This window comes from Vibrio sp. GLN_1, assembly GCF_043106015.1.
GTDB classification, from domain to species: Bacteria; Pseudomonadota; Gammaproteobacteria; order Enterobacterales; family Vibrionaceae; genus Vibrio; species Vibrio parahaemolyticus.
Map to the genome: position 1 here is coordinate 1 of NZ_JBICMD010000030.1, position 24,778 is coordinate 24,778.

The 24,778-nt window shown below is 47.8% G+C and carries 26 protein-coding genes; 14 read left to right on the plus strand and 12 right to left on the minus strand.

Annotated features, from left to right (window positions below; all coding sequences use genetic code 11):
• The first annotated feature begins 83 nt into the window (after positions 1-83).
• Complete coding sequence (locus ACF8OV_RS12860) at positions 84-632, plus strand: gamma carbonic anhydrase family protein (protein ID WP_020904439.1); 549 nt, start codon at positions 84-86, stop codon at positions 630-632.
• Positions 633-639: 7 nt separating this feature from the next.
• On the opposite strand, the gene ACF8OV_RS12865 is transcribed toward ACF8OV_RS12860, so the two are convergent.
• The 4 genes from ACF8OV_RS12865 to ACF8OV_RS12880 all read right to left on the minus strand — a co-directional run bounded on the left by ACF8OV_RS12865 (position 640) and on the right by ACF8OV_RS12880 (position 3,364).
• Positions 640-903, minus strand: coding sequence for a DUF1488 domain-containing protein (locus ACF8OV_RS12865; RefSeq protein ID WP_005497408.1), 264 nt, complete (start codon positions 901-903; stop codon positions 640-642).
• Positions 904-906: 3 nt separating this feature from the next.
• Positions 907-1,740: a shikimate dehydrogenase gene (gene aroE, locus ACF8OV_RS12870; RefSeq protein WP_020904438.1), complete on the minus strand. Its 834-nt coding sequence runs from the start codon at positions 1,738-1,740 to the stop codon at positions 907-909.
• Between the two features lie 101 nt (positions 1,741-1,841).
• Entirely contained in the window at positions 1,842-2,759 is a 918-nt protein-coding gene (gene hemF / locus ACF8OV_RS12875; protein WP_203505196.1) for an oxygen-dependent coproporphyrinogen oxidase, read from the minus strand.
• Positions 2,760-2,806: 47 nt separating this feature from the next.
• Positions 2,807-3,364 carry an L-threonylcarbamoyladenylate synthase gene (locus tag ACF8OV_RS12880; RefSeq protein ID WP_015297509.1) on the minus strand — a complete coding sequence of 186 codons (558 nt, stop codon included), beginning with the start codon at positions 3,362-3,364 and terminating at the stop codon, positions 2,807-2,809.
• A 199-nt stretch (positions 3,365-3,563) separates the two neighbouring features.
• Here ACF8OV_RS12880 and purE point away from each other — a divergent pair, with 199 nt between their 5' ends.
• The gene (gene purE / locus ACF8OV_RS12885) at positions 3,564-4,049 is read left to right on the plus strand and encodes a 5-(carboxyamino)imidazole ribonucleotide mutase (protein WP_005394016.1); all 486 of its coding nucleotides are present in this window, start codon (positions 3,564-3,566) and stop codon (positions 4,047-4,049) included.
• A gap of 4 nt (positions 4,050-4,053) precedes the next feature.
• Positions 4,054-5,181: a 5-(carboxyamino)imidazole ribonucleotide synthase gene (locus ACF8OV_RS12890; protein ID WP_203505194.1), complete on the plus strand. Its 1,128-nt coding sequence runs from the start codon at positions 4,054-4,056 to the stop codon at positions 5,179-5,181.
• Between the two features lie 69 nt (positions 5,182-5,250).
• Here the strand turns inward: ACF8OV_RS12890 and ACF8OV_RS12895 are convergent, their stop codons facing one another.
• From ACF8OV_RS12895 to ACF8OV_RS12910, 4 genes are all read right to left on the minus strand, one after another.
• Positions 5,251-5,820 carry a type I DNA topoisomerase gene (locus ACF8OV_RS12895; protein ID WP_063517813.1) on the minus strand — a complete coding sequence of 190 codons (570 nt, stop codon included), beginning with the start codon at positions 5,818-5,820 and terminating at the stop codon, positions 5,251-5,253.
• A gap of 78 nt (positions 5,821-5,898) precedes the next feature.
• Positions 5,899-6,378 (minus strand): DUF494 family protein, encoded by a 480-nt coding sequence (locus ACF8OV_RS12900; RefSeq protein WP_005461440.1) that lies wholly within the window; start codon positions 6,376-6,378, stop codon positions 5,899-5,901.
• A 2-nt stretch (positions 6,379-6,380) separates the two neighbouring features.
• Positions 6,381-7,493 (minus strand): DNA-processing protein DprA, encoded by a 1,113-nt coding sequence (gene dprA, locus ACF8OV_RS12905; RefSeq protein ID WP_203505192.1) that lies wholly within the window; start codon positions 7,491-7,493, stop codon positions 6,381-6,383.
• Complete coding sequence (locus ACF8OV_RS12910) at positions 7,477-8,571, minus strand: LysM peptidoglycan-binding domain-containing protein (RefSeq protein ID WP_005497418.1); 1,095 nt, start codon at positions 8,569-8,571, stop codon at positions 7,477-7,479. Before ACF8OV_RS12910 ends, dprA begins: the two co-directional genes overlap by 17 nt.
• Positions 8,572-8,709: 138 nt before the next feature.
• On the opposite strand from ACF8OV_RS12910, the gene def reads away from it, so the two are divergent.
• The 6 genes from def (at position 8,710) to ACF8OV_RS12940 (ending at position 15,080) form a co-directional block, all read left to right on the plus strand.
• Entirely contained in the window at positions 8,710-9,228 is a 519-nt protein-coding gene (gene def / locus ACF8OV_RS12915) for a peptide deformylase (RefSeq protein WP_005461416.1), read from the plus strand.
• A 33-nt stretch (positions 9,229-9,261) separates the two neighbouring features.
• A complete protein-coding gene (gene fmt, locus ACF8OV_RS12920) occupies positions 9,262-10,209 on the plus strand; it encodes a methionyl-tRNA formyltransferase (protein ID WP_005461453.1) in 948 nt (315 codons plus the stop codon).
• A gap of 80 nt (positions 10,210-10,289) precedes the next feature.
• On the plus strand, positions 10,290-11,573 hold the full coding sequence (gene rsmB / locus ACF8OV_RS12925) for a 16S rRNA (cytosine(967)-C(5))-methyltransferase RsmB (protein WP_140385261.1): 1,284 nt from the start codon (positions 10,290-10,292) through the stop codon (positions 11,571-11,573).
• A 64-nt stretch (positions 11,574-11,637) separates the two neighbouring features.
• A complete protein-coding gene (gene trkA, locus ACF8OV_RS12930) occupies positions 11,638-13,014 on the plus strand; it encodes a Trk system potassium transporter TrkA (RefSeq protein ID WP_005461427.1) in 1,377 nt (458 codons plus the stop codon).
• Positions 13,015-13,023: 9 nt separating this feature from the next.
• Entirely contained in the window at positions 13,024-14,469 is a 1,446-nt protein-coding gene (locus ACF8OV_RS12935; protein WP_005481183.1) for a TrkH family potassium uptake protein, read from the plus strand.
• A 26-nt stretch (positions 14,470-14,495) separates the two neighbouring features.
• A complete protein-coding gene (locus ACF8OV_RS12940; protein ID WP_015297516.1) occupies positions 14,496-15,080 on the plus strand; it encodes a DUF3157 family protein in 585 nt (194 codons plus the stop codon).
• A 67-nt stretch (positions 15,081-15,147) separates the two neighbouring features.
• Here the strand turns inward: ACF8OV_RS12940 and ACF8OV_RS12945 are convergent, their stop codons facing one another.
• Both ACF8OV_RS12945 and ACF8OV_RS12950 read right to left on the minus strand, forming a co-directional pair.
• Entirely contained in the window at positions 15,148-15,801 is a 654-nt protein-coding gene (locus ACF8OV_RS12945; protein WP_005461458.1) for a hemolysin III family protein, read from the minus strand.
• A 72-nt stretch (positions 15,802-15,873) separates the two neighbouring features.
• Entirely contained in the window at positions 15,874-16,680 is an 807-nt protein-coding gene (locus ACF8OV_RS12950) for a sporulation protein (protein WP_005461450.1), read from the minus strand.
• A gap of 575 nt (positions 16,681-17,255) precedes the next feature.
• Here ACF8OV_RS12950 and ACF8OV_RS12955 point away from each other — a divergent pair.
• From ACF8OV_RS12955 to ACF8OV_RS12970, 4 genes are all read left to right on the plus strand, one after another.
• Positions 17,256-17,522 (plus strand): YihD family protein, encoded by a 267-nt coding sequence (locus ACF8OV_RS12955; RefSeq protein WP_005461387.1) that lies wholly within the window; start codon positions 17,256-17,258, stop codon positions 17,520-17,522.
• A 277-nt stretch (positions 17,523-17,799) separates the two neighbouring features.
• Positions 17,800-19,221 (plus strand): cytochrome c oxidase accessory protein CcoG, encoded by a 1,422-nt coding sequence (ccoG, locus tag ACF8OV_RS12960; protein WP_021449054.1) that lies wholly within the window; start codon positions 17,800-17,802, stop codon positions 19,219-19,221.
• 54 nt (positions 19,222-19,275) lie between these two features.
• Positions 19,276-20,262 carry a serine/threonine protein kinase gene (locus tag ACF8OV_RS12965; RefSeq protein ID WP_258496337.1) on the plus strand — a complete coding sequence of 329 codons (987 nt, stop codon included), beginning with the start codon at positions 19,276-19,278 and terminating at the stop codon, positions 20,260-20,262.
• Between the two features lie 34 nt (positions 20,263-20,296).
• Positions 20,297-20,899 carry a thiol:disulfide interchange protein DsbA/DsbL gene (locus ACF8OV_RS12970; protein WP_005454748.1) on the plus strand — a complete coding sequence of 201 codons (603 nt, stop codon included), beginning with the start codon at positions 20,297-20,299 and terminating at the stop codon, positions 20,897-20,899.
• 41 nt (positions 20,900-20,940) lie between these two features.
• Here the strand turns inward: ACF8OV_RS12970 and ACF8OV_RS12975 are convergent, their stop codons facing one another.
• Positions 20,941-21,819: an acyltransferase gene (locus ACF8OV_RS12975; RefSeq protein WP_020904428.1), complete on the minus strand. Its 879-nt coding sequence runs from the start codon at positions 21,817-21,819 to the stop codon at positions 20,941-20,943.
• A gap of 161 nt (positions 21,820-21,980) precedes the next feature.
• Between ACF8OV_RS12975 and ACF8OV_RS12980 the strand changes: the two genes are divergently transcribed.
• Positions 21,981-22,937, plus strand: coding sequence for a DUF2860 domain-containing protein (locus tag ACF8OV_RS12980; protein WP_069493497.1), 957 nt, complete (start codon positions 21,981-21,983; stop codon positions 22,935-22,937).
• 56 nt (positions 22,938-22,993) lie between these two features.
• On the opposite strand, the gene ACF8OV_RS12985 is transcribed toward ACF8OV_RS12980, so the two are convergent.
• Positions 22,994-24,517, minus strand: coding sequence for a YifB family Mg chelatase-like AAA ATPase (locus tag ACF8OV_RS12985; protein ID WP_203505188.1), 1,524 nt, complete (start codon positions 24,515-24,517; stop codon positions 22,994-22,996).
• Positions 24,518-24,778: the final 261 nt, after the last annotated feature.

The window sequence follows — 24,778 nt, forward strand, 5'->3', positions numbered from 1 at the left end:
GGGTGTTTTTTATTCTAAAAGGCGAGTTTTCACTACTATTCTACCTCCATGTCCCCTGTAATCGCCCCTAATAAGGAGAAAAGATGAGCTCAATTAGAAGCTACAAAGGTATAAAGCCTCAACTTGGTGAGCGTGTTTACGTTGACTCAACCTCAGTGTTAGTCGGAGATATCCGTATTGGGGACGATTCTAGCATTTGGCCATTAGTAGCGGCACGAGGCGATGTGAACCACATTCACATTGGTGATCGAACGAATATTCAAGATGGCAGTGTTTTGCATGTCACCCATAAAAACTCTGAAAACCCAAACGGCTATCCACTTATTATCGGCAATGACGTTACGATTGGCCACAAAGTGATGCTGCACGGTTGTGAGATACACGATCGTGTATTGGTTGGTATGGGGGCGATTGTTTTAGATTCTGTCGTTATTGAATCAGAGGTGATGATTGGAGCGGGCAGTTTAGTACCGCCAGGAAAGAGATTAGAAAGCGGTTATCTTTATGTCGGTAGTCCAGTGAAACAAGCTCGCCCTCTATCAGAGACAGAACGAGCTTTTTTACAAAAGTCAGCCAATAACTATGTTCAAAACAAAAACGACTACTTACATGAAGTAGAAGACTTGAACTAAAGGTCTGTTAGCCGATGATAATATGGCCTTCTTCGTTGAAGGCTTCATCTTCTATTAACTCTTCTGCTATTTCTTCCAGATCAAATCGGTAGTCAATAAAAGCGGCGATCACGGCCTGCTCCGTATCTAACTCTGAGCCAGATAACTTTTCTAACTTTTGTTTCGTCACAAAGCATTCTATTAGCGCACCAGATTGTTGCGCCGCAAAGTTTACTGATTGTGATACTTCATCCCATGATTGCATGTCTGGGAATAAGATGGATTGATTCATCGCTTATTGACCTTCAAGGTTCTTTCTTAATTCACGCAAAATCTGTTTGGCCCCAGGACGAAGACCGCGCCATAACATAAAACTCTCAGCAGCTTGGCCAACTAACATACCTAAACCATCATAAGCATGTGCCGCACCGTGTTGCTTAGCCCATTGGTTAAATGTGGTATCACCTTTGCCATACATCATGTCGTAGCTTGTACTATTGGCGGCGAACACCGAGGAAGAGATCGCAGGTAACTCACCACTCAATGATGCAGACGTAGAGTTGATTATGACATCGAACTCTTCAGCAATGGTATTCATCTCTTTTGCTTTAACAGGGCCATACGCAGAAAACAATTCTGCCAATTCTTCGGCTTTGGAAAATGTACGATTAGTTATCGTTAGAGATGTTGGTTTTTGATCGAGCAATGGTTTAATCACTCCTCGAGCGGCACCACCAGCTCCTATGATCAGGATACGTGCGCCTTCTAAAACGACTTGATGTTGCAACAAGTCCTGCACTAAGCCTGCACCATCAGTGTTATCACCAATGATTTCACCATCATCAAGCTTCTTAAGTGTATTCACTGCTCCAGCAAGCTGAGCACGCTCGGTCAAACGGCTGGCAAATTGATAGGCATCTTCTTTAAAAGGCAAGGTCACGTTACAGCCTTTGCCGCCGTCAGCAAAAAATGCTTTCGCCGCCTCGATAAATCCACCCACAGGCGCACACTCTGCGGTGTATGTAAGGGACTGATTCGTTTGACGAGCAAAGAGTGTATGGATAAATGGCGACTTGCTGTGCCCGATAGGGTTACCAAACACGGCGTAACGATCGATTTGCGGGGTCATGTCCTTACCTTTATTCCTTACTTAGATATAGAGAAAACAGGGCCATCTGATTACAGATGACCCTATCACTATCTATCTATATAGAAAAGGAGATTCCGTGCTTACCATTCGCGTGGTTTCAGGTATCGATCGTAAAGTTCGGCTTCAGGCGTTCCTGCTTCTGGTTCGTAGCGGTACTCCCAGCGCGCTAACGGCGGCATCGACATCAGAATCGACTCGGTACGCCCACCACTTTGTAAACCGAATAAAGTGCCACGGTCGTACACTAAGTTGAACTCAACATAACGACCACGACGGTAAAGTTGGAACTCACGTTCGCGCTCGCCATATTCGATGTCTTTACGACGAGACACAATCGGCAAGTAAGCTTGGCAATAGCCTTCACCCACCGCTTTGATGTAATCAAAACACTTATAAAACTCCCAGTGATTCAAATCATCAAAGAACAAACCACCAACACCACGAGTTTCGTTTCGATGTGGCAAGAAGAAGTACTTATCACACCACGCTTTGTGTTCTGCATATACTTCTTCACCAAATGGGGTACAGATTGCCTTAGCTGTATCGTGCCATGACTGACAATCTTCTTCGAAAGGATAGAAAGGAGTCAGGTCGAAACCACCACCAAACCACCAAATTGGCTCTTCGCCCTCTTTCTCTGCGATAAAGAAACGTACATTCGCATGAGAAGTTGGGACGTAAGGGTTTTTGGGATGGATAACCAAAGAGACCCCCATCGCTTCAAAGCGGCGACCAGCTAGCTCCGGACGATGAGCCGTCGCAGATGCTGGCATTTCTTTCCCTTCCACATGCGAGAAGTTCACCCCACCTTGCTCGAAAACAAGACCATCACGCAGAACACGTGAGCGCCCACCGCCACCAAGACGTTCGCCCGGTTCACGATGCCATGCATCTTCGACAAAGACGGCCTTTCCATCTTCTTGTTCTAACTGCTGACAAATGGAGTCCTGAAGTGACATCAGGAACTGCTTTACGGCGTACTTATCGATTGCTGACATACGTTATTACCTATTACGTGATACCTATTGATGGCTGGCAAGCAGGGTTAGCCCTGTCTTAATATTTGTGAAGTTTTGGCGTCACGAATCTCGCTGGGTTTATCACGACCGCTGGTTTCACCACGAAGAATGGCCACCAGCTTGTCACCCAATTGCTGCTCTACCTCTTCCGTGGTCATACACGGTGGCAAGCCGGAAAGATTCGCGCTGGTAGAGGTTAACGGCTTTCCGAATGCATTACACATCTTTTGAACCAAAGGATGATCAGTCACACGAACTGCAATTGAATCAAACTGTCCTGAAACCCAGTTGGAGACTTTATCGCTCGCTGGCATGATCCAAGTGTATGGACCAGGCCAAGTTGCATGAACGGTCGCTAATTGTTCTGGAGTCAGTTGAGATTCATCAATATATGGCAAGAGCTGCTCATAACTTGCGGCGATCAGAATCAGCCCTTTTTCCACCGGACGCTGCTTGAGATCCAGCAGTTTTTGAATTGCTTCTGGGTTATCTGGATCGCATCCGACACCAAAAACCCCTTCTGTTGGGTAGGCAATCACTTCGCCTTGTTGTAGTGCGTTGAGCACTTGTTCAAAGTTATCCACCGAATACTTCCTGATTGTCTGACTGTATTATTTTCACTAAGTGTACAAATATTCATTCTCAGACACTAAAGCAATTTTTTTATAAAATGTATCAATAGCGTCAACAACAAGACGCAAACGTTTGCTTGAGATAAAAATCCCCGTATAATGCGCACAAATTTATCAGCTCACCTAATTTTGCAGCTTGAAGGAGTTTGAGATGAAAGTCGGTATCATCATGGGTTCTAAATCCGATTGGCCAACCATGAAACTAGCAGCAGACATGCTGGATCAATTTGGCGTGTCTTACGAAACAAAGGTGGTGTCAGCTCACCGTACTCCTCAACTATTAGCCGATTACGCTAGCAGCGCGAAAGAACGCGGCATCAAAGTGATCATCGCAGGTGCCGGTGGTGCAGCTCACCTACCGGGAATGGCGGCAGCCTTCACCAGTTTGCCTGTACTTGGCGTTCCGGTTCAATCTCGCGCTCTAAAAGGCATGGACTCTTTGCTATCTATTGTACAAATGCCAAAAGGCATTGCAGTCGGCACGTTAGCGATTGGCGAAGCGGGCGCTGCAAACGCGGGCATCTTAGCGGCACAAATCCTAGGCACTCATGACGAAAGCATCATGGCGAAGGTAGAAGCGTTCCGCAATGAACAGACGGAAACCGTACTGGCTAACCCAAATCCAGCTGAGGATTAATCAGATGCATGTACTGGTTCTCGGATCAGGTCAGTTGGCTCGAATGATGTCTCTGGCTGGTGCACCACTGAACATCCAAATCTCGGCTTACGATGTCGGCAGCGGTAACGTTGTCCATCCTCTTACCCAACAGGTGCTTGGTCATGGTTTGGAAAATGCCATTGAACAAGTAGATGCGATCACCGCAGAATTCGAACATATTTCTCACGATGTACTCGACATCTGTGAATTAAGTGGCAAGTTCCTCCCTAGTACCGAAGCCATCAAAGCAGGCGGTGACCGCCGTGTTGAAAAAGCGCTACTCGATAATGCTGGTGTGCGTAATGCAAAGTACTACGTGATTGAGACACGTGAAGATTTTGAACGCGCAATTGAACATGTTGGCATGCCTATGGTGCTGAAAAGTGCATTGGGTGGTTACGATGGTAAAGGCCAGTGGCGCTTGAAAGAAGCGGCTCAGATAGAGACGATCTGGACAGAAATGGCGGAGTGCATTGCAGCAACACCTACACAAGCGATTGTGGCTGAAGAGTTTGTACCATTTAACCGTGAAGTATCGTTAGTCGGTGCCCGCGGCAAAGACGGCAGTGTTGAAGTTTACCCTCTAGCAGAAAACGTTCATACCAATGGCGTATTGAGCTTATCCACCGCAATTGATGCGCCAGAGCTGCAAGCCCAAGCCAAGCAGATGTTCACGGCCGTCGCAGATAGCCTAGATTACGTTGGCGTATTAGCGCTCGAATTCTTTGATGTCGAGGGCACACTGTTAGTCAATGAGATTGCCCCACGCGTGCACAACTCCGGTCACTGGACACAGCAAGGTGCGGAAACTTGTCAGTTTGAAAACCATCTGCGCGCCGTGTGCGGCTTGCCGTTAGGCAGCACCAAACTGATTCGCGAAACCTCAATGGTGAATATTCTTGGTGAAGATACGTTACCAGAAGCATTGCTCGCCATGGATGGTTGTCACATCCATTGGTACGGCAAAGAGAAACGTGAAGGACGCAAAATGGGTCACATCAACGTATGCGGTGACTACCCAGGAGAATTGCACCGTAGATTGTGCGCTCTCGCGGATGTCTTAGATCCAATGGCATTCCCAGCCGTGCACGAGTTTGCGAAACAAGCATAACGCTAAAATCTAGCCCTAAAAACCACAAAGGGTCGCACGATGCGACCCTTTTTAATTCCTTTGATGTATTTACCCTTGTTGGGTGTGCTGGCACTTACGGTTGGCACATTGCAATTTCACACCACTGGCGAGCTTCTTCTCCACCAACAAAGTAAAACCACATTCTTCGCATCTCCCCTTAACCGGAGGGAGATTCACTGCAAATTTGCATTTAGGGTAGTTATCACATGCGTAGAAAGTTTTACCAAAACGCGTCTTACGTTCAACTAAATAACCTTTACCGCATTCAGGACACGCGTGGTGCTCTTGCGACTGCTTTTCTGGCTCTGGTTGATTAATCGACTCAATATGATGGCACTCCGGATAGTTACTGCAACCAACAAACATGCCATAACGCCCTTGGCGTAATACCAACTCGTTACCACAATCTGGACAAGGAACGCCAAGCTCTTTGACGATGTGTCCATCATTGTTGTGCAGGGCTTTGATGTAATCACAGCTTGGGTAGTGGCTACAGCCAAGAAAGGGGCCGTGTTTGCCATGTTTGAGGGTCAACTCGCTGCCACATTTAGGACACGGCTCGTGTTCCAATGCGTGTTCATGGGCAGAGAAAAGGGTGTTGTCGATTTTACTACTCATACTTACCGTTTCGTGAAAAACACACCAAAAGACAAGCTCGCGTTCTTGCTAGCTAAACTCGAACTTGCCTAGATTGGGTTAGTGAAGAATCCCTTGTTCCTTGGTGTACAACAGCTCTTCCATTAGCGTATAAGCGTTTTCATTGCCAGGCACATTAAACAGCACCATCAAAATGATCCATTTGAGGTCTTCAAGCTCAAACTCGCTCGTTTCTAGCCCCATCACTCGGTCAATCACCATTTCACGAGTTTCTGTCGTCAACACATTGATTTGCTCAAGGAACAATAAAAAGCCTCGGCACTCCAAATCCAAACGCTGCATCTCTTTCGCAGTGTAGATACGAGTCGATGATGACGCGATACAAGCCGAAATCGCAGAAGATGTATCACTTTGCTGCAGCGCTGCGAGCTCTTCTAACCAGACAAGGGCTTTGTAGATATCTTTTTGTTGGAAGCCTGCGCGAAGCAATTCTTCTTCCAACTCGTCTTGTTCGACCTGTAACTCTGCATCGCTATGGATGTAGGTTTCGAATAGATACATCAGTATATCCATCATCATAGCTAGCCCCTCCCCTTTCGAATATAGCCACCTGAAACCGCAACAACATGCCCAGAGAGCTCAAGCTCTAAGAGCTGCATCATGACTTCTTGGACAGGTATATTGGTCCTGTTTGCAAGAATATCAACCGGTGTAGCTTCACTTCCTACGTTAGCTAACAGCTGAGGAAATGGCAATTCTTCTTCATCATTTAGCGTAGAAAATAAATCGATACTCTGATTAACAGACCAATCGAGTAAAGACTGTATTTCATCGAGGATATCTTGGGTTTTCTCTACGAGGCAGGCACCGTTGCGAATCAATTGGTTACCACCACTAGCATTGCGAGCATTAATTGAGGCCGGCAGCGCAAACACTTCTCGCCCTTGCTCAAGGGCATAACGCGCGGTAATAAGCGAGCCACTTTTCTCGGCCGCTTCCACCACTAACACACCTAACGATAAGCCGCTAATGATACGGTTTCGACGCGGAAAGTTTTCTGCGCGAGGCTTGGCATTGGGGCGAAACTCAGAAACCAGTGCTCCATTCTCTGTTACTCGCTGCGCTAAACTACGATGACGAGCAGGATAAATATGTTCTAAACCAGACCCGAGCACAGCTATCGTCTTACCACCCGCTTGTAGCACACCATCATGAGCATGGCCATCAATCCCAAGCGCTAAGCCGCTAGTGACAATCAATTCTTGCTGAGCCAATTCTGCCGCAAATTGACGTGCATGGTGTAAACCATCAAAACTGGCGTTACGGCTGCCCACCATGGCAATTTGTGGTTGCGATAAAAAGGTAGGATTCCCCTCAACAAATAACAACGGAGGCGGAGCGACAACTTGCTTGAGTAAAGGGGGATATAAAGGATCGGCCAGCGTCAGAATGTGATGATTTGTAGCAGTGGCTAGCCACGTTAAACAAGCATCGACCTCTTTATCGGCCGAAGCCCAAGCTTGCAACTGTTTGTTCGTCAAACCCAATTGATAGAGCTGTTCAGAAGAGAAATTGATGATATTGCGAGGCGTATCTTTGGCGAGCAGCTTATTCATTTTGACCCCACCGATGCCTGGCAAGCAACTCAGCTTAAGCCAGGCAGCAAGGTCACTGTCGTTATTGCGTGGTTTCATTGGTGGTCGGCTCTTGCGTCAGAGGCGAAACCACAGAGACCTCTTTATTGATGGGTTTAGTGCTGGTTGTGATCAACGCCAAGCTAAAGTACTCATAAGGACGAATGACCAGCAACTCGCCAACTTTGCTTTGAGGTAAGGTTATTTTCTTATCGAGGACACCAAACTCTTTCTTGAATTCATCGCCATCTTTGTAAACGGGATGCGCGTCTTCTTTTAAATCAAACACACTGCCTTGTTTCAGACTATCAGACGTACCTTTATCAATCACCACGACTTGGTTGGTTGAGCTAAAGCGAATACCTTCGATATTGCCTAGCAACTTTGCAGAACTGCCTTGTGGTGACGGCATAGGGTAGAACGTTGTTGTGAAGTCAGTGTTCTCAACCGATTGATTTGGCAACGCGATATCGTTGCGCAGGATTTCTTGCAATTGAGACGTGATCTTCAAACCAGAATAATCGCTCGAAGCCTCAACGAGCTCGCCTTTGGCAATCAAACGCAGCGCAGTGATCTCTTTAGACACATCGTCACGCGAAAAGGTTTCTACCGGTCGGTAAATAGCCCAGCCTGTAGCGGTCTGCTTGCCATCGATGTACAACACATCTTCTGCCGTCAGATACTTACTGCCTTTGCTGCTGCCCATCACTTTTGCAGCATTGTTCAACGCATCTTGATCCAGCAACCGATCCGATTTGAGATACGGCATCACCAAACCTTCCGCTACCGTTGGTACGGCTTTCTTTTCTGTGATGCGTGCTTTCGGGCTCAGCTTCTTAACCGGTTTTAGGCTCAACACGGGCTGACCGTTAATCCACACCAAAGACAGCTTATCTCCGGGATAAATTAAATGAGGGTTATCGATGTCTGGATTGACTTGCCACAAACGAGGCCACAACCACGGGCTATCTAAGTACATGGCCGAAATATCCCATAGCGTATCGCCCTTCACGACTACATACGTTTGTGGCGCATCATCTTTAACAGTCAGTGGTTTAGCATCCACATTTGCTACAGCGTTGAAAGAGAAAAGTAACGGCAACGTAACACTGGCAACGTTGCGGAAAATTCGATTCATGACCCTCGTCCTTGGTCTGTTAAGCAGGAACCAGAATGGAAATTGGTGCAAGAATGCTGTCATTTAGGCCATAAAATGTCTAGAATTGAGCCAACAAGGTTTGTGCTGTTTCGGCACAGTTCAATATTTCGAGTGAATATGTCTGTATTACAAGTATTAACATTCCCAGATGATCGCCTGCGCACGGTCGCGAAGCCTGTTGACGCGGTGACTCCTGAGATTCAAAAAATCGTCGATGACATGATTGAAACCATGTACGACGAAGAAGGTATTGGCCTTGCTGCAACGCAGGTTGATATCCACAAACGTATCGTAGTGATTGATATTTCAGAAACTCGCGATGAGCCGATGGTGCTAATCAACCCTGAGATTCTGGAAAAGCGTGGCGAAGATGGCATCGAAGAAGGCTGTCTGTCGGTACCAGGTGCACGCGCACTTGTGCCTCGCGCTGCAGAAGTTACCGTTAAAGCACTGGATCGTGATGGCAAAGAGTTCACCTTTGAAGCCGACGACCTGCTAGCGATTTGTGTTCAACACGAGCTTGATCACCTACAAGGTAAGCTATTCGTGGATTACCTATCACCACTGAAACGCAAACGCATTCAGGACAAGCTAGCAAAAATCAAACGCTTTAACGAGAAGCAGCAAAACGCTTAATCTCGAACCATACCAATTAGAAGGAAGTCTACCTTGAGTCAGTCTTTACGTATTGTCTTTGCAGGTACTCCGGATTTCGCCGCCCGTCACTTGGCGGCGTTGTTGTCTTCGGAGCATGAAGTAATCGCGGTTTACACAAACCCAGATCGTCCAGCGGGTCGTGGCAAGAAATTGGCTGCGCCACCGGTAAAACAACTGGCGCTGGAACACAACATCCCGGTTTACCAACCTGAAAGCTTTAAGTCCGACGAAGCGAAACAAGAACTTGCCGACCTGAACGCCGATCTCATGGTTGTCGTGGCATACGGTATGCTACTGCCACAAGCGGTTCTTGATACCCCTAAACTGGGTTGTATCAACGTACATGGTTCTATCCTACCTCGTTGGCGTGGCGCGGCTCCAATCCAACGCTCTATTTGGGCGGGCGATGCAGAAACTGGCGTGACCATCATGCAGATGGACATCGGTCTCGACACTGGTGATATGCTGAAGATTGCAACTCTGCCAATCGAAGCGACAGATACCAGCGCTTCAATGTACGAAAAATTGGCTGAGCTTGGTCCAGAAGCCCTGATTGACTGCCTAGCAGACATTGCTGCGGGTAAAGCAGTGCCAGTGAAGCAAGACGATGAGCTAGCGAACTATGCGAAAAAACTCAGCAAAGAAGAAGCACGCATCAACTGGAACGACGATGCGGCGCACATTGAGCGCTGCGTTCGTGCATTTAACCCATGGCCAATGAGCCACTTTGAGGCGGCAGAAAACAGCATCAAAGTATGGCAAAGCCGTGTGGCAGAGCAAACCAGTGACAAGCCAGCCGGCACCATCGTGCAAGCAGATAAAACCGGTATCTATGTTGCGACAGGCAACGGTGTACTGGTGCTAGAGCAACTGCAAGTTCCTGGCAAAAAAGCCATGTCAGTTCAGGACATTCTGAACTCACGTGCTGCTTGGTTTGAAGTCGGCACTCTGCTGGTTTAAGCCATACTAGGGGTTATTATCCCCAATAATACGAACTTTTAGAGGGCAGAGATGCCCTCCTTTACTTTAAGGTACTCATCATGAATGTTCGCGCTGCGGCTGCTAACGTCCTGTATCTTGTCGTCGACAAGGGCCACTCACTTTCAAGCGCTCTTCCAGCGGCTCAACAAACGGTACGACCTCGTGACCACGCTCTGCTACAAGAGATCTGTTACGGTGCGCTACGTTACCTACCTCGCCTAGAAATGATCGCAAACCAGTTGATGGATAAGCCGCTCAAAGGCAAACAACGTGTATTCCATCACCTAATTCTGGTTGGTATTTACCAACTGAGCTTCATGCGTATTCCTGCGCACGCAGCAGTCGGTGAAACGGTTGAAGGCACTAAAGAGCTGAAAGGTCCTCGTCTGCGTGGTTTGATTAACGCTGTATTGCGTAACTACCAGCGCAACCAAGAAGAACTCGACCAAATGGCCGTCAGCAACAACGCTGGCAAGTACGGTCACCCAAGCTGGTTACTAAAACTGCTGCAAGAGGCCTACCCACAGCAATGGGAAAGCATTGTTGAAGCGAACAACCAAAAAGCACCAATGTGGCTGCGTGTGAACCATCAGCACCACACTCGTGATGAATACCTTGCGCTACTCAAAAATGAAAACATTGATAGCACGCCACACACAGAAGCAATGGACGCCATAAAATTGGCCGCACCATGTGATGTGATGAAGCTACCTGGATTTGAGAAAGGTTGGGTTTCGGTCCAAGATGCGGCGGCGCAGCTCTCGATCAACTACCTAAAACCACAAGACGGCGAACTGATTTTAGATTGTTGTGCTGCGCCAGGTGGCAAGACTGCGCACATTCTAGAGCGCACGTCGGGCAGTGAAGTGGTCGCGATTGACTGCGACGACACACGCTTGAAACGTGTGCATGAAAACCTGAAGCGTCTCAACCTTCAGGCAAAAGTGGTTTGCGGTGATGCGCGTAATCCACAAGAATGGTGGCAAGGCGAGCAATTTGATCGCATTTTGCTGGATGCCCCATGTTCTGCGACTGGCGTGATTCGTCGTCACCCAGACATCAAATGGCTACGTCGTGCAGACGACATCGCCGCATTAGCAGAGCTGCAAAGTGAAATTTTTGATGCCATGTGGACGCAACTGAAACCCGGCGGCACAATGGTTTACGCGACTTGTTCAATCACACTGCAAGAAAACGTGGAGCAAGTAAAAGCGTTTTTAGCACGTACCGCGGATGCGCAACTGCTGGATTCTGATCCCGACCAGCCTGGTCGTCAAATTCTACCAGGCGAAGAAGATATGGATGGTTTCTACTACGCAGTGCTAACTAAAACACACGCGTAACAGCATGCTAAATAGGGCGATTGGAGTGATTTCAATCGCCTTTTTCAGATAACGAGAAAAGAGTATGAAGATCATTATTCTTGGTGCAGGTCAGGTTGGCGGCACACTGGCAGAAAACCTAGTGGGTGAAAACAACGACATCACCATCGTCGACAACAATGCCGACCGACTGCGTGAATTGCAGGACAAATACGACCTGCGTGTGGTCAATGGCCATGCGAGCCACCCAGACGTGCTGCACGAAGCTGGTGCACAAGACGCCGATATGCTCGTCGCAGTAACCAACACTGATGAAACCAACATGGCCGCCTGTCAGGTCGCGTTCACTCTATTCAACACCCCAAACCGCGTTGCACGTATTCGCTCTCCAGAATACTTGGCAGAAAAAGAAGCCCTATTTAAGTCTGGTGCGATCCCCGTCGACCACCTGATTGCACCAGAAGAGCTGGTAACCAGCTACATCGAACGTCTGATCCAATACCCGGGCGCGCTGCAAGTGGTGAGCTTTGCTGAACAGAAAGTCAGCCTAGTGGCGGTAAAAGCCTACTACGGTGGCCCGTTGGTGGGTAACGCGCTGTCTGCTTTGCGTGAGCACATGCCGCACATTGATACCCGTGTGGCAGCGATTTTCCGTCAAGGCCGTCCGATTCGCCCGCAAGGCACCACCATTATTGAAGCCGATGATGAAGTGTTCTTCGTCGCCGCAAGCAACCACATTCGCTCTGTAATGAGTGAGCTACAGCGCCTAGAAAAACCTTACCGCCGCATCATGATTGTTGGCGGGGGTAACATCGGCGCAAGCTTGGCAAAACGCCTAGAGCAAACTTACAGCGTGAAGCTGATTGAGCGCGACTATCAACGTGCAGAAAAGCTGTCTGAGCAATTAGAGAACACCATCGTGTTCTGTGGCGATGCCGCAGACCAAGAGCTACTGACTGAAGAAAACATCGACCAAGTTGACGTATTCATCGCTCTCACCAACGAAGATGAAACCAACATCATGTCCGCTATGCTGGCAAAACGCATGGGCGCGAAGAAGGTGATGGTACTGATCCAACGTGGCGCGTACGTTGACTTAGTCCAAGGCGGCGTGATTGATGTGGCCATCTCACCACAGCAAGCGACCATTTCTGCCTTGCTGACGCACGTTCGCCGTGCAGACATCGTAAACGTATCGTCTCTGCGTCGCGGTGCGGCGGAAGCTATCGAGGCCGTAGCGCACGGTGACGAAACCACATCGAAAGTGGTTGGCCGAGCGATTGGCGACATTAAACTGCCACCGGGAACCACCATTGGTGCTGTCGTTCGTGGCGAAGAAGTTCTTATCGCACACGATCGTACCGTCATCGAGCAAGATGACCACGTCGTGATGTTCTTGGTCGACAAAAAGTACGTACCAGACGTCGAAGCGCTGTTCCAGCCGAGCCCATTCTTCCTCTAGGATTTTCCTATGGTCAACTTACGTCCCGTACTGTTTGTTATCGGGCTGGTTTTATCCAAACTGGCCCTTTTTATGTACGTGCCGACTTTGGTCGCTTTCTTCACAGGTACGGGCGGTTTCCTTGATTTCGCCCAAGCCGTTGTGATCACGCACCTTGCCGCCTTCATTTGTTTGACGATTGGCCGAACCGCCAAGTTCAAACTCAGTGTGCGCGACATGTTCCTCATCACCAGTTTGGTCTGGACCATCGCCAGCGCGTTCGCCGCGTTGCCATTTGTGTTCATTAACCACATCAGCTTCACCGATGCCTACTTCGAAACCATGTCGGGGATCACCACCACGGGCTCCACAGTGCTCAGTGGCTTGGACAACATGGCGCCGAGCATTTTGTTATGGCGCTCCATCTTGCAATGGCTGGGTGGCATTGGCTTTATCGTAATGGCGGTGGCAATCCTACCCATGTTGAACGTCGGTGGTATGAAGCTGTTCCAAACGGAATCGTCCGACTGGTCAGATAAAAGCAGCCCAAGAGCCAAAACCGTAGCGAAGAACATCGTGTTGGTGTATCTGATCTTAACGGGCATGTGCATTGGTGGTTATGTTCTGACGGGCATGAACCTGTTTGAAGCGATCAACCACGCCTTTACCACCCTATCTACCGGCGGTTACTCGACCTCCGATAGCTCGATGAACAACTTCTCCAACGGTGCGCACTGGGTCGCGACCACTTTCATGTTCTTGGGCGGTCTGCCATTTCTATTGTTTGTTGCCGCTCTACGCAAACGCAGCATCGATATTCTGGTCAAAGATGCACAGGTACGAGGCTTTGCTTACTTGTTCTTGTTCTCAAGCTTGGTGGTTGCCGCTTGGCTAGTGATTCGCGATGGTTACACCATTTTGGATGCCCTGCGAGTGTCGATGTTCAACATCGTTTCTGTGGTGACAACCACTGGGTTCGGCTTGGAAGATTTCACCGCTTGGGGCGCTCTGCCAACCACGCTCTTTGCCTTCTTAATGATGGCTGGGGCATGTTCTGGCTCAACCGCAGGCGGGATTAAAATCTTCCGTTTCCAAATTGCTATGACGCTGTTGAACAAACAGATCATGAAACTGATTCATCCATCCGGCGTTTTCGTGCAACGTTACAACCAACGTCCTGTGAACGACGACATCGTGCGCTCTGTGGTGGCGTTTGGGTTGATGTTCTTTATCACCATAATCTTTATCGCTGGCTGTTTAAGTGCCCTTGGTCTTGATCCCGTGACCAGCATTTCTGGCTCAATCACCGCCGTTGCCAACGTGGGTCCTGGCATGGGTAGCGTGATCGGCCCAACCGGTAACTTCGCGCCACTACCAGATGCTGCTAAATGGCTTCTAAGCTTTGGTATGTTGATGGGCCGCTTGGAAATTCTGACTATTCTTGTACTGTTCTTCCCTGCGTTTTGGCGCCGTTAAGCAGACACAAATTAAAAGGTATGACAATGAAAACATGGATCACTCTGGCGACCCTACTCGCCACCTCATCCGCCTACGCCGCTGAAGTCGTCACTTTAGCCGACGGTCGAGAAGTGAAGTTGAACGATGACTTTACTTGGGAATACGTGATGACAAGTTCTGCGCCAAAAGAGGCCGTAGCCCAAACCACAACCAGCGCGGTTGAAACCGTCGCAGCTCCTGCGATTGCGACAATTCCGGTCGTAACAAAAACCGTCGGCACAACCGTGGTTGTGAACGCGAAAAAACCAACCATGCAGTTGTCAGACTCAGGGGTCGACGTACTGATTGGCTCTGCGAGCTACGAAGGTGGTGAACTGGTACTGCCAACGTCTATCACCAACCAAAGCTCTCAATCTGTCATTCAGGTGGAAGTTGAGGTACAAGTGTTTGATATGTCTGGCAAGCAACTGGCGAAAGAAAAGGTCACGGTTTGGCAATCCATCAAACGAATGGCGGATACCTACCTGCGACCACAGCAAGCAGAACAAGGTAAGAGCATTAAACTGGCCGTGCCGCAATCTCAGCAGTACCAGTTTTCTGCCAAAGTGTTAGAAGTGAAAACTCGCTAATACGGGTCTGATATTCTTTGTCGAGCGTATCTTGCCACGCTGACGCGTGAGGCTTAGGTCGCTAAGTTTAGATAGGCTCGACAAAGTAATAAATTGCGAAGAAGTGACACACACAACCCGCTAAAACGAAGCCGTGCCAAATCGCATGGTTAAAGGGGATACGCTTCGCTACGTAGAAAATCACCCCTAGCGAGTACACCAAACCGCCCACCGCAAGCAGCGTAAGTCCACCGATATCCAGATTGATCGCCAGCTGATAAATCACAATCAACGACAGCCATCCCATCACCAAATAAGTCATCAGCGACAACTTCTTAAAGCGATAAACAAACGCGACCTTCATGATGATGCCGAGCAAAGCAATGCTCCAGATAACTATCATCAAGCCAAACGCAAGTGGCGTGCGTAAACTCACTAACAAAAATGGCGTGTAACTGCCAGCAATAAGCAGATAAATAGCGCAATGGTCGAAGGTTTTCAGCCAGCGTTTCGCTTTAGGGTGAGGGATCGCGTGGTACAGCGTTGAGGCTAAAAACAGCACAATAATACTGGAGCCGTAGATCGCCATGCTTGTCACGGTCAATGTGTCAGCTTGGTGGTTTGTCGCTTTGATTAACAACAGGATTAACCCGACAATGCCGAAAATCATCCCAATACCGTGCGTGATGGTGTTGGCAAGCTCTTCACTTTGACTGTATTGAGGTTTCTGCGGTGAGGACATCAATGCGCCTATACTAGAGTTTTGAACATTCGCTCTAGTATGGCACATTAAGCGTACACGTGTAAGCTAAAATTAAGACTCGTGAATCGCAGCCGTTTGGTCGAGGTAATTGAGGACAAGCTCACCCACTTCTTCCAGGTTTGTTGTCACCGGAATACACAGTTCGCGCTTGAGTTTTCCACTGCCGAGCAAGCTGGCAAGCATACCGCGAGAGCCACTGCGAGTGCGGTCAATCTCAAACCAAAGCTTGAGGTTTTGCTCATCGCGATGCGCGACAAACTCTAACTCGCGCCATACGCCATGATACGGGCCATCAGTGGGCACCATTTCAAACTCTTGTACAAATGGCAGTTCGAAACCTTTTACCTCTTCGCATTCGACTTGGCGAATACGCAAGCCTTGGGCTTCAAACGCTGACAATATGGCATCCATAAGTGGGTCGGGTCTAACGGTGAGAATGTCTTTGTCGGTAGGGTCAAGCGCCATCGCCACATCTAAGCCAGTTTCTAGCCAGACTTTTGCATCGCCGATGGTCACTGGCGTGTTCCAAGGCACGTCGAGTTTGACGTCGAAGGTGCGCTCTTCACCAGGATGAATCGTAAAGGCGTACGGGAGATTCCATTTCGCCAAGACATGCGTTTGCGGTACTCGACGCATGCTGTGCCCTTCTCGCGCACCACGGTCGTCCGGAGCCTCTGCGATGTAGCGGCAACAAAGCTTCATATCGATATTATCGATCGCTTGTTCTGTCGCGCCACCATAAACGTGAATAGAAACATCCACACTTTGACCGGGATAAAGCACATCCTGATTTAGAATCGAATCTACCTTAGCGCTGCCGATCCCAAAGCTCGCAAGTGTCTTCTTCAAAAATGACATATGCACCTCCTTTGTCGAGATCTCATACTACTACTGCTGATCATGGGATCAAAACAAATTTTTGCGTCGATCCGAGCGACAAAATAACAAAATCGAGAGAATTCAATTGCTCAACTATCGACCAATTATAACAAGGGTGCTAACCTATACATGATATGCATGCATATCGGTATTCCTGACTCATTTATTGGACTGGCGAAAGCCAAAAGAGCCACCCTTCAAGCAGTTGAAGCTCAACTCATAATGAATCAGGCCATTACATCGGCAATGGATATGCCTGGCAGTTAGGTAATCGAATGCGCCCAACTACAGTCAGGTTCGCACACACCAATACAAGTGCAATGCGCCGCCGCAGTGGCTTCACTACTGCATCTAAGGCAAAACAAGTTGCGCCAGCTATGACACTGGTTGAGAAGACAGCAATAGTGTCGAGTGTTACAACCAAAGTTATCAAAGCAGCTTAACCAAAAGCGCGGCGCCAGCTGCGCTTTTTCTTTTCCTTCCTTTTCTATTTGTCTTCGCGATGCAATTTGATACCTTAAGCGCAAATACTTATAAATATTGTGGAGAAAGAAATGAAGTGTCATCGCATAGAAGAGCTACTTGAGCTATTAGAGCCTGAGTGGCAAAAAGACCAAGAAATGAACCTGCTGCAATTCATCGTCAAACTGGCGCAAGAGGCGGGCTACGACGGCAAGTTGGAAGATCTCTCCGACGACGTACTGATCTACCATCTTAAAATGCGCAACAGCAGCAAAGACGAAATGATCCCGGGCCTGAAGAAAGACCAAGAAGATGACTTCAAAACCGCCATCTTACGTGCTCGCGGCATCATCAAATAAACACGTCTCACGACTTTCGAAGCGACTCCTCAGAGTCGCTTTTTTTATAACTAAATCAAATAGATTTTTAATACAGTTATAACTGTTCAGCCGTTTATTAGGTTAACTGTACTGACTTTTGTTGTTAAACGTAGACTGCGTTAAAGAAAAGGAATTGTTATTGCTTGTATAATCGCCGTTTATCAGTATTAACTAAAATAATTAATAGCAATGTCACAGAGCGACATCACCAGAAATGCCGCCGTACATTATAAAAAAGCCTAAGAAGGATGAGTGCATGAGTCAGGATAAGATCGATATCAAAGATGTGACTCCCAAGACTTTCAACCCGAAAACCCATAAAGGAAACGGGGATCGTTTTAACCCAAGCAATCGCATCTACGTTCGAGAAAGTAAAGGGACTTACCAAAAACTGCGTCGCTACGGCGGTTGGTTCTTACTACTACTGTTTGCTTTGGTACCGTGGATCCCATACGGCGAGCGACAAGCGATCTTGCTTGATATCGGCAACCAGCAATTCAACTTTTTCGGCACCACGCTTTATCCGCAAGATCTGACCCTACTCGCTCTGCTCTTTGTGATCGCCGCGTTTGGCCTGTTCTTCATTACCACCTTTTTAGGCCGAGTCTGGTGTGGCTATCTCTGCCCGCAAACCGTGTGGACCTTCATGTACATCTGGTTTGAAGAAAAACTCGAAGGCAGCGCGAATAAACGTCGCAAACAAGACGCCAATAAACTCACCGCCAACTTAGCCATGCGTAAAACACTCAAGCACATCGCTTGGTTTGCTATCGCGCTCGCCACAGGCTTCACCTTTGTTGGTTACTTTGTACCGATGAAACAGCTGGTGATTGATTTCTTCACCTTCAACGCGAACTTCTGGCCAGTATTCTGGGTGATGTTCTTTGCCATCTGTACTTACGGCAACGCAGGTTGGATGCGCTCAATCATGTGTATTCACATGTGTCCTTACGCGCGTTTTCAATCAGCGATGTTCGACAAAGACACGTTCATCGTCGGTTACGATACCAAACGTGGTGAAAAGCGCGGTCCGCGTTCACGTAAAGCCGATCCAAAACAACTGGGCTTAGGTGACTGTATTGATTGTGACCTGTGTGTGCAGGTGTGTCCAACTGGCATCGATATCCGTGACGGCTTGCAGTATGAATGTATCAACTGTGGCGCTTGTATTGATGCGTGTGACAACACTATGGATCGCATGGGCTACGAAAAAGGCTTAATCAGCTACACCACAGAACACCGTCTATCGGGCAAACACACCAAAGTGATGCGACCTAAACTACTGGGCTACGGCGCGGTACTCTTGGTGATGATTGGTCTGTTCTTCGCTCAAATCGCCGCCGTCGATCCTGCAGGCATGAGCGTGATTCGCGACCGTAACCAACTGTTCCGCGTGAACAGCGCTGGCGAAGTAGAAAACACCTACACCCTAAAAGTGATCAACAAAACTCAACAAGTCCAAGAATACAATCTGGATGTAAAAGGATTGAGCGATGTGAGTTGGTACGGCAAACAAACAATTCAAGTTGAGCCAGGGGAAGTGTTGAACTTGCCAATGAGCCTTGGTGCCGATCCTGACAAGCTAAACTCTGCGATCACCACAATTCAGTTTATACTCACCGATAAGAGCAACGAATTCACTATCGAAGTTGAAAGTCGGTTTATCAAAAAGCTGTAACGACAACGTCGATAATTAATGGAAAAAGGCTCAGTAATGAGCCTTTTTATTTATATGTCCCAAAGTATGTTTAACTTTGACGCCCTCACCCCTGATTTCATGTGGTACGCGTTAGAAAGCATTGGCATTCGTGCTGAATCGGGCTTTCTGCCTCTCAACAGTTACGAAAACCGTGTGTATCAATTTACCGATGAAGAGCGTCGTCGCTACGTGGTGAAGTTCTATCGTCCGGAACGTTGGAGCAACGAGCAGATTCAAGAAGAGCACGATTTCACGCTTGAGCTGATTGATAACGAAATCCCCGTCGCCCCACCCGTACGCATCAATGGTAACACCTTGCACCACTATCAAGGCTACGGGTTCGCTCTCTTCGAAAGTGTGGGCGGTCGTCAGTTTGAAGTCGATAACTTAGAGCAGCTTGAAGGAGTTGGTCGCTTTTTAGGACGCATCCATAAAGTCGGCAGCCGACAAGCTTTTCAACATCGCCCTACCATTGGTTTGCAAGAGTATCTCTACCAACCACGTGAGATTTTGCAAAACACCAATATGATCCCGATGCATTTAGAAAACAGCTTTTTCAATGACTTGGAGATGCTCATCAAAGCCATCGAAAACCACTGGCAAGGCAGCTTCGCAACGATTCGTCTGCATGGCGATTGCCATCCGGGTAACATCTTGTGGCGCGACGGCCCAATGTTTGTCGATTTAGATGACTCGCGCAACGGCCCTGCCGTACAAGATTTGTGGATGCTACTTAACGGCGAACGCCAAGATAAGCTGATGCAACTGGACATCATTTTAGAGGCGTATCAAGAGTTTTGCGACTTTAACGCCGCGGAATTGAAACTAATCGAGCCGCTTCGCGGTCTACGAATGGTGCACTATATGGCATGGCTAGCAAAACGTTGGCATGACCCGGCATTTCCACTCGCTTTTCCATGGTTTAATGAGCCAAAATACTGGGAAGGTCAGGTCCTTGCATTTAAAGAGCAGATTGCCAGCTTAGAAGAAGCACCACTGTCTTTAATGCCTCAATGGTAAGTCAGGCCGAACAATTCAAAATGGAGATATTTAGATGAAAAAACTGTTCGCACTGTTTTCTATGCTGATGCTAAGCCTGTCGGCACATGCAGCGCAATTCAAAGAAGGTGAACATTACAAAGTATTGGATCTTGAGGTATCAAAGAAGCCTTTAGTGACTGAGTTCTTCTCATTCTACTGCCCACACTGTAATACCTTTGAACCAGTTATCCAGCAGCTTAAAAAGCAGCTACCTGAAGGTACCAAACTGCAAAAGAACCACGTGTCTTTCATGGGTGGCAACATGGGCCCTTCAATGAGCAAAGCATTCGCCACGATGGTCGCAATGAAGGTTGAAGATCAAATGGTGCCAGTGATGTTTAACCGCATCCACAACATGCGCAAACCACCACGTGACGACGCTGAACTTCGCCAAATCTTCCTAGATGAAGGCATAGACGCGAAGAAATTTGACGCGGCTTACAACGGCTTCGCAGTTGATTCAATGGTTCGTCGTATGGACAAGCAGTTCGAAAATAGCGGTTTGACAGGCGTTCCTGCGGTTATCGTAAATAACAAATACCTAGTTCAAGCACAAAGCATTAAATCAATGGATGAGTACTTTGCACTGGTGAACTACTTGCTAACGCTAAAATAAGCGCAACGCACAGAAAACAGGGGAGCGCATGGCTCCCCTTTTTATTTGTGAATCTCTTGTAGTAGTTGGTCTTTCTCTTGCCACACATCCCCTAACCATTGCTGGAATTGGCGCTTGTACGGCTTGTCGTTGAAGTAATCCCCTAACACCTGCTCATCAACTGGCAACACTTTCACATGGACCACGATCTTAGTCATGCGCCCCATCAGCATGTCTTTAAAAGGTTTGTCCGTATTCTCTGGATACGCGAGGGTCACATCAATGATGTTCTCAAACTGCTCGCCCATTGCCGCCAATGTGTAAGCAATACCGCCGGACTTGGGTTGCAACAGGTATTGGTAGCCCGCTTTGCTTTTACGCTGCTTCTCTTCAGTAAAGCGTGTACCTTCCACGTAGTTCACAACCGTGGTTGGTGTATGCTTGAACTTGGCACACGAACGACGTGTGGTTGCCAAATCTTGGCCACGTTTGTGAGGGTTACGAATTAAATACTCACGAGAGTAACGACGCATGAAAGGCATGTCTAAAGCCCAACATGCCATACCAATAAACGGCACATACAGCAGTTGTTGTTTGAGGAAAAACTTCGGCATTGGAATGCGATCTTTAAATACGCAGCACAGCACAACAATATCCGTCCAACTGAGGTGGTTGCTGATCAGCAAATACCAACCATCTTTTTTCAGATTCTCGATGCCTTGAACGTCCCACTCCACACGGTTAGACAAGGCAAGAATCCCCGCATTGACGGTCGCCCAAATCCACATCACTTTGTTGGCAGCTTCCGTCCCTTTAGCTTTTAACTGAGCGGTCGGAAGTAGGATCTTAAAAATAGCGATGACACAAATTACGAGTGAACAAATCGCAGAATTAAGGATCACAAAAGAAGCGTTAAAAAAAAATAACAAATATGCCAACATGATAACCAAACAACAGTGATAAGGTGTGAGTAATAAAACAGCGTGTAATTATACTGCTCCGTTGCCACATTGGAACATTTGTGAGAATGGTCAGATTTGTTTTATGTAAACCAGACTCATATCAAAATCACAATATTCATTCGACAACAAGGAGATAACGAATGAAACCAAGGCTAACCCTTTTGCCTTTGGCCTTTGTCGTCAGTGCTGCTCAGGCTCAACTCGCTGAAACTGCAGGGTTCAGCGGCGAAATCTCAATCAATGCTGGTGTGATTTCATTGGAATCGAACTTTAATACCGACAACAGCAAAACCATCGACTCGTTAGACCAAAGCGCTGAAAGCGACACAACCGTCATCGCAGCGCCGCTCGGAAGTATCGCCTACACGTTTGGTCACCAGCTCAACCACCAAGTGTATGCTGGTACAACGCGTTCCGATGTGGCAGTCGGTACGCTGGCTTTTCAATTAGGCTATCAGTACGAACTGCCGTCAGGCACAGTATTGGATGTCTCTTACCTTCCGACCGTCCTCAAAGGCGAAACGTGGCGTAATCCTTATCAAGTAGGTACGGCTCGTAAAACAACGGATGAAGGTGGTAACGCCTATCGATTTCAAATCAAAGGTTTGGTCGATAGAAACTTCACCCTCGATTTAGCTTATGCCGATAAAGATGTCGAACAAGATGAAGTCACCGATCGTTCACTCGCACGTGATGCCAATATTTATTACGTAAAAGGCGAATATCGTATTTCACTAGACCAAACATCGCTACTGCAACCCGCGTTCACCTACATCAACCAAGATGCGGATGGAAAAGCAGAATCGTATGACTCTTATGCCTTTGACGTAAGTTGGTTTAAGTTCATCAACCGTCATCGTTTAGCCTTAACCGCAGGCTATGCACTCAAAGATTATCAATCGGCGAGCCAAACTTTTGCGAAAACGCGCAGTGATGACACCTTGAGCTTGTTTGCCGCTTACGAATACCAAAACGTGTTTGATTGGCAGAACTGGTCGTTCATTTCCTTCGCGGGTTATAGCCAAACCGATTCAAACATCACCTTTTATGACGAAAATGAATACCTTTTGTCGTTAGGCTTTAACTACAGCTTCTAACATGGTTCTCGCGGCGAACATGTGAATACTCGCCGCGAACTCCTCTCAAATGACTACTACACGGCTTGAGCCGCGAGTTGTTTCAGCAATCGGTCCATCGCGCGATACCCGAGCGCTTCCGCCAGATGAGGCCGCTTAATCTGCTCAGCACCTTCTAAATCCGCTATCGTACGGGCCACTTTAATGATGCGATGATAGGCACGAATCGATAACCCCAGCCGATGCAGTGCAGTTTCGAGAAATTCCGCATCGCTTTTTTGCAATGGGCAAAATGCCTCAATCTCACGGCTGCCGAGCAGTGCGTTTACTTTGCCGTTTCGATTAAGCATGCTCTCACGAGCAAGACTGACGCGCTCTTTGACGAGTTCCGTGGGCTCACCTCGATCACCACCTTCCGCCAACGTGCCTTTCGGTAAGGATGGAATTTCTAACGACATATCAAAACGGTCGAGAAGCGGTCCCGATAAACGACCTAAGTAACGCAAAATAGCTTGAGGGTTAGTGCGAGCTTGATTCCCTTCGTAATAGCCAGTTGGGCTTGGATTCAACGCGCCCACCAGCTGAAAACGAGCAGGAAAACGCGTTTTTCCTTGTGCGCGAGAAATGATGATCTCACCCGATTCCAGTGGTTCTCGTAACGAGTCCAACACTTTACGGTCAAACTCCGGCATTTCATCAAGGAACAATAACCCATTGTGAGCCAAAGAAATCTCTCCCGGTCTTGGCACCGAGCCACCACCAACTAATGCAGCCATCGAACTGGAATGGTGCGGCGCACGAAACGGACGCGACTTCCAGTTGTGCTCATTAATCTCACTTTGCGTCAGTGATGCGACTGAAGCCGTTTCCATCGCTTCTTCGTCGCTCATCTCCGGCAGTAAGTCGCATAAACGCGATGCCAGCATGGTTTTTCCTGTACCAGGAGGACCAAGAAAAAGTAGGTTGTGGTTTCCAGCCGCCGCAATTTCTAGAGCACGCTTGCCTTGTTGCTGGCCAATGATGTCTTGTAGATCTCGACCATGCTTTTCAACCGTTTTTCGCTTCGGAGTTTGATAAAGATTGAGACGATGCTGACCACATAACTCCGCACACACCTCAAGTAAGGATTGCGCTGACTTATGTTGCTCTTTGCCCACCAGCGCCGCTTGATCGCCATTGACATGAGGCACCACCAAATGACGTCCTACTTTACTTGCAGCCAACGCGGCTGGAAGCACGCCTTTGACAGGTCTTAATCCTCCAGACAGAGCTAATTCGCCAACAAATTCGTAGTTTTTGAGCCTATCTGTCGCGATTTGCTCTGAAGCCGCTAAAATACCCAATGCGATAGGCAAATCAAAACGACCGCCTTCTTTAGGTAAATCCGCCGGAGCCAAATTGACCGTAATGCGCTTGGCTGGAAACTGGAAATTTGAATTGATGATCGCACTGCGTACACGATCTTTGGATTCCTTTACCGTAGTCTCCGGCAACCCAACGAGAGTAAAGCCGGGCATGCCATTACTGATATGCACTTCCACACTAACTGACGGCGCTTGCACCCCGACACTTGCCCGACTATGAATGATTGCCAGCCCCATAAACTCCCCAATCTATTGAACACTATATAAACAAATGTTTTATCTATGTGGTTATGTTATATACCGCGTACAAATTGAGAGTTAATGTGAAAAAAGAATGACTTTTTGCTTGTCATGCAGCGGATTTGTGTGATACCACTAATGACGCAAACATTTTCGTAGAACATTACACAATACTATTTAACGAAAAAAGAACGACAGACAGATGAACCTATTCGCTCACATCAACACACTGCTAGCCCTGATTATCGTGGTCATTAT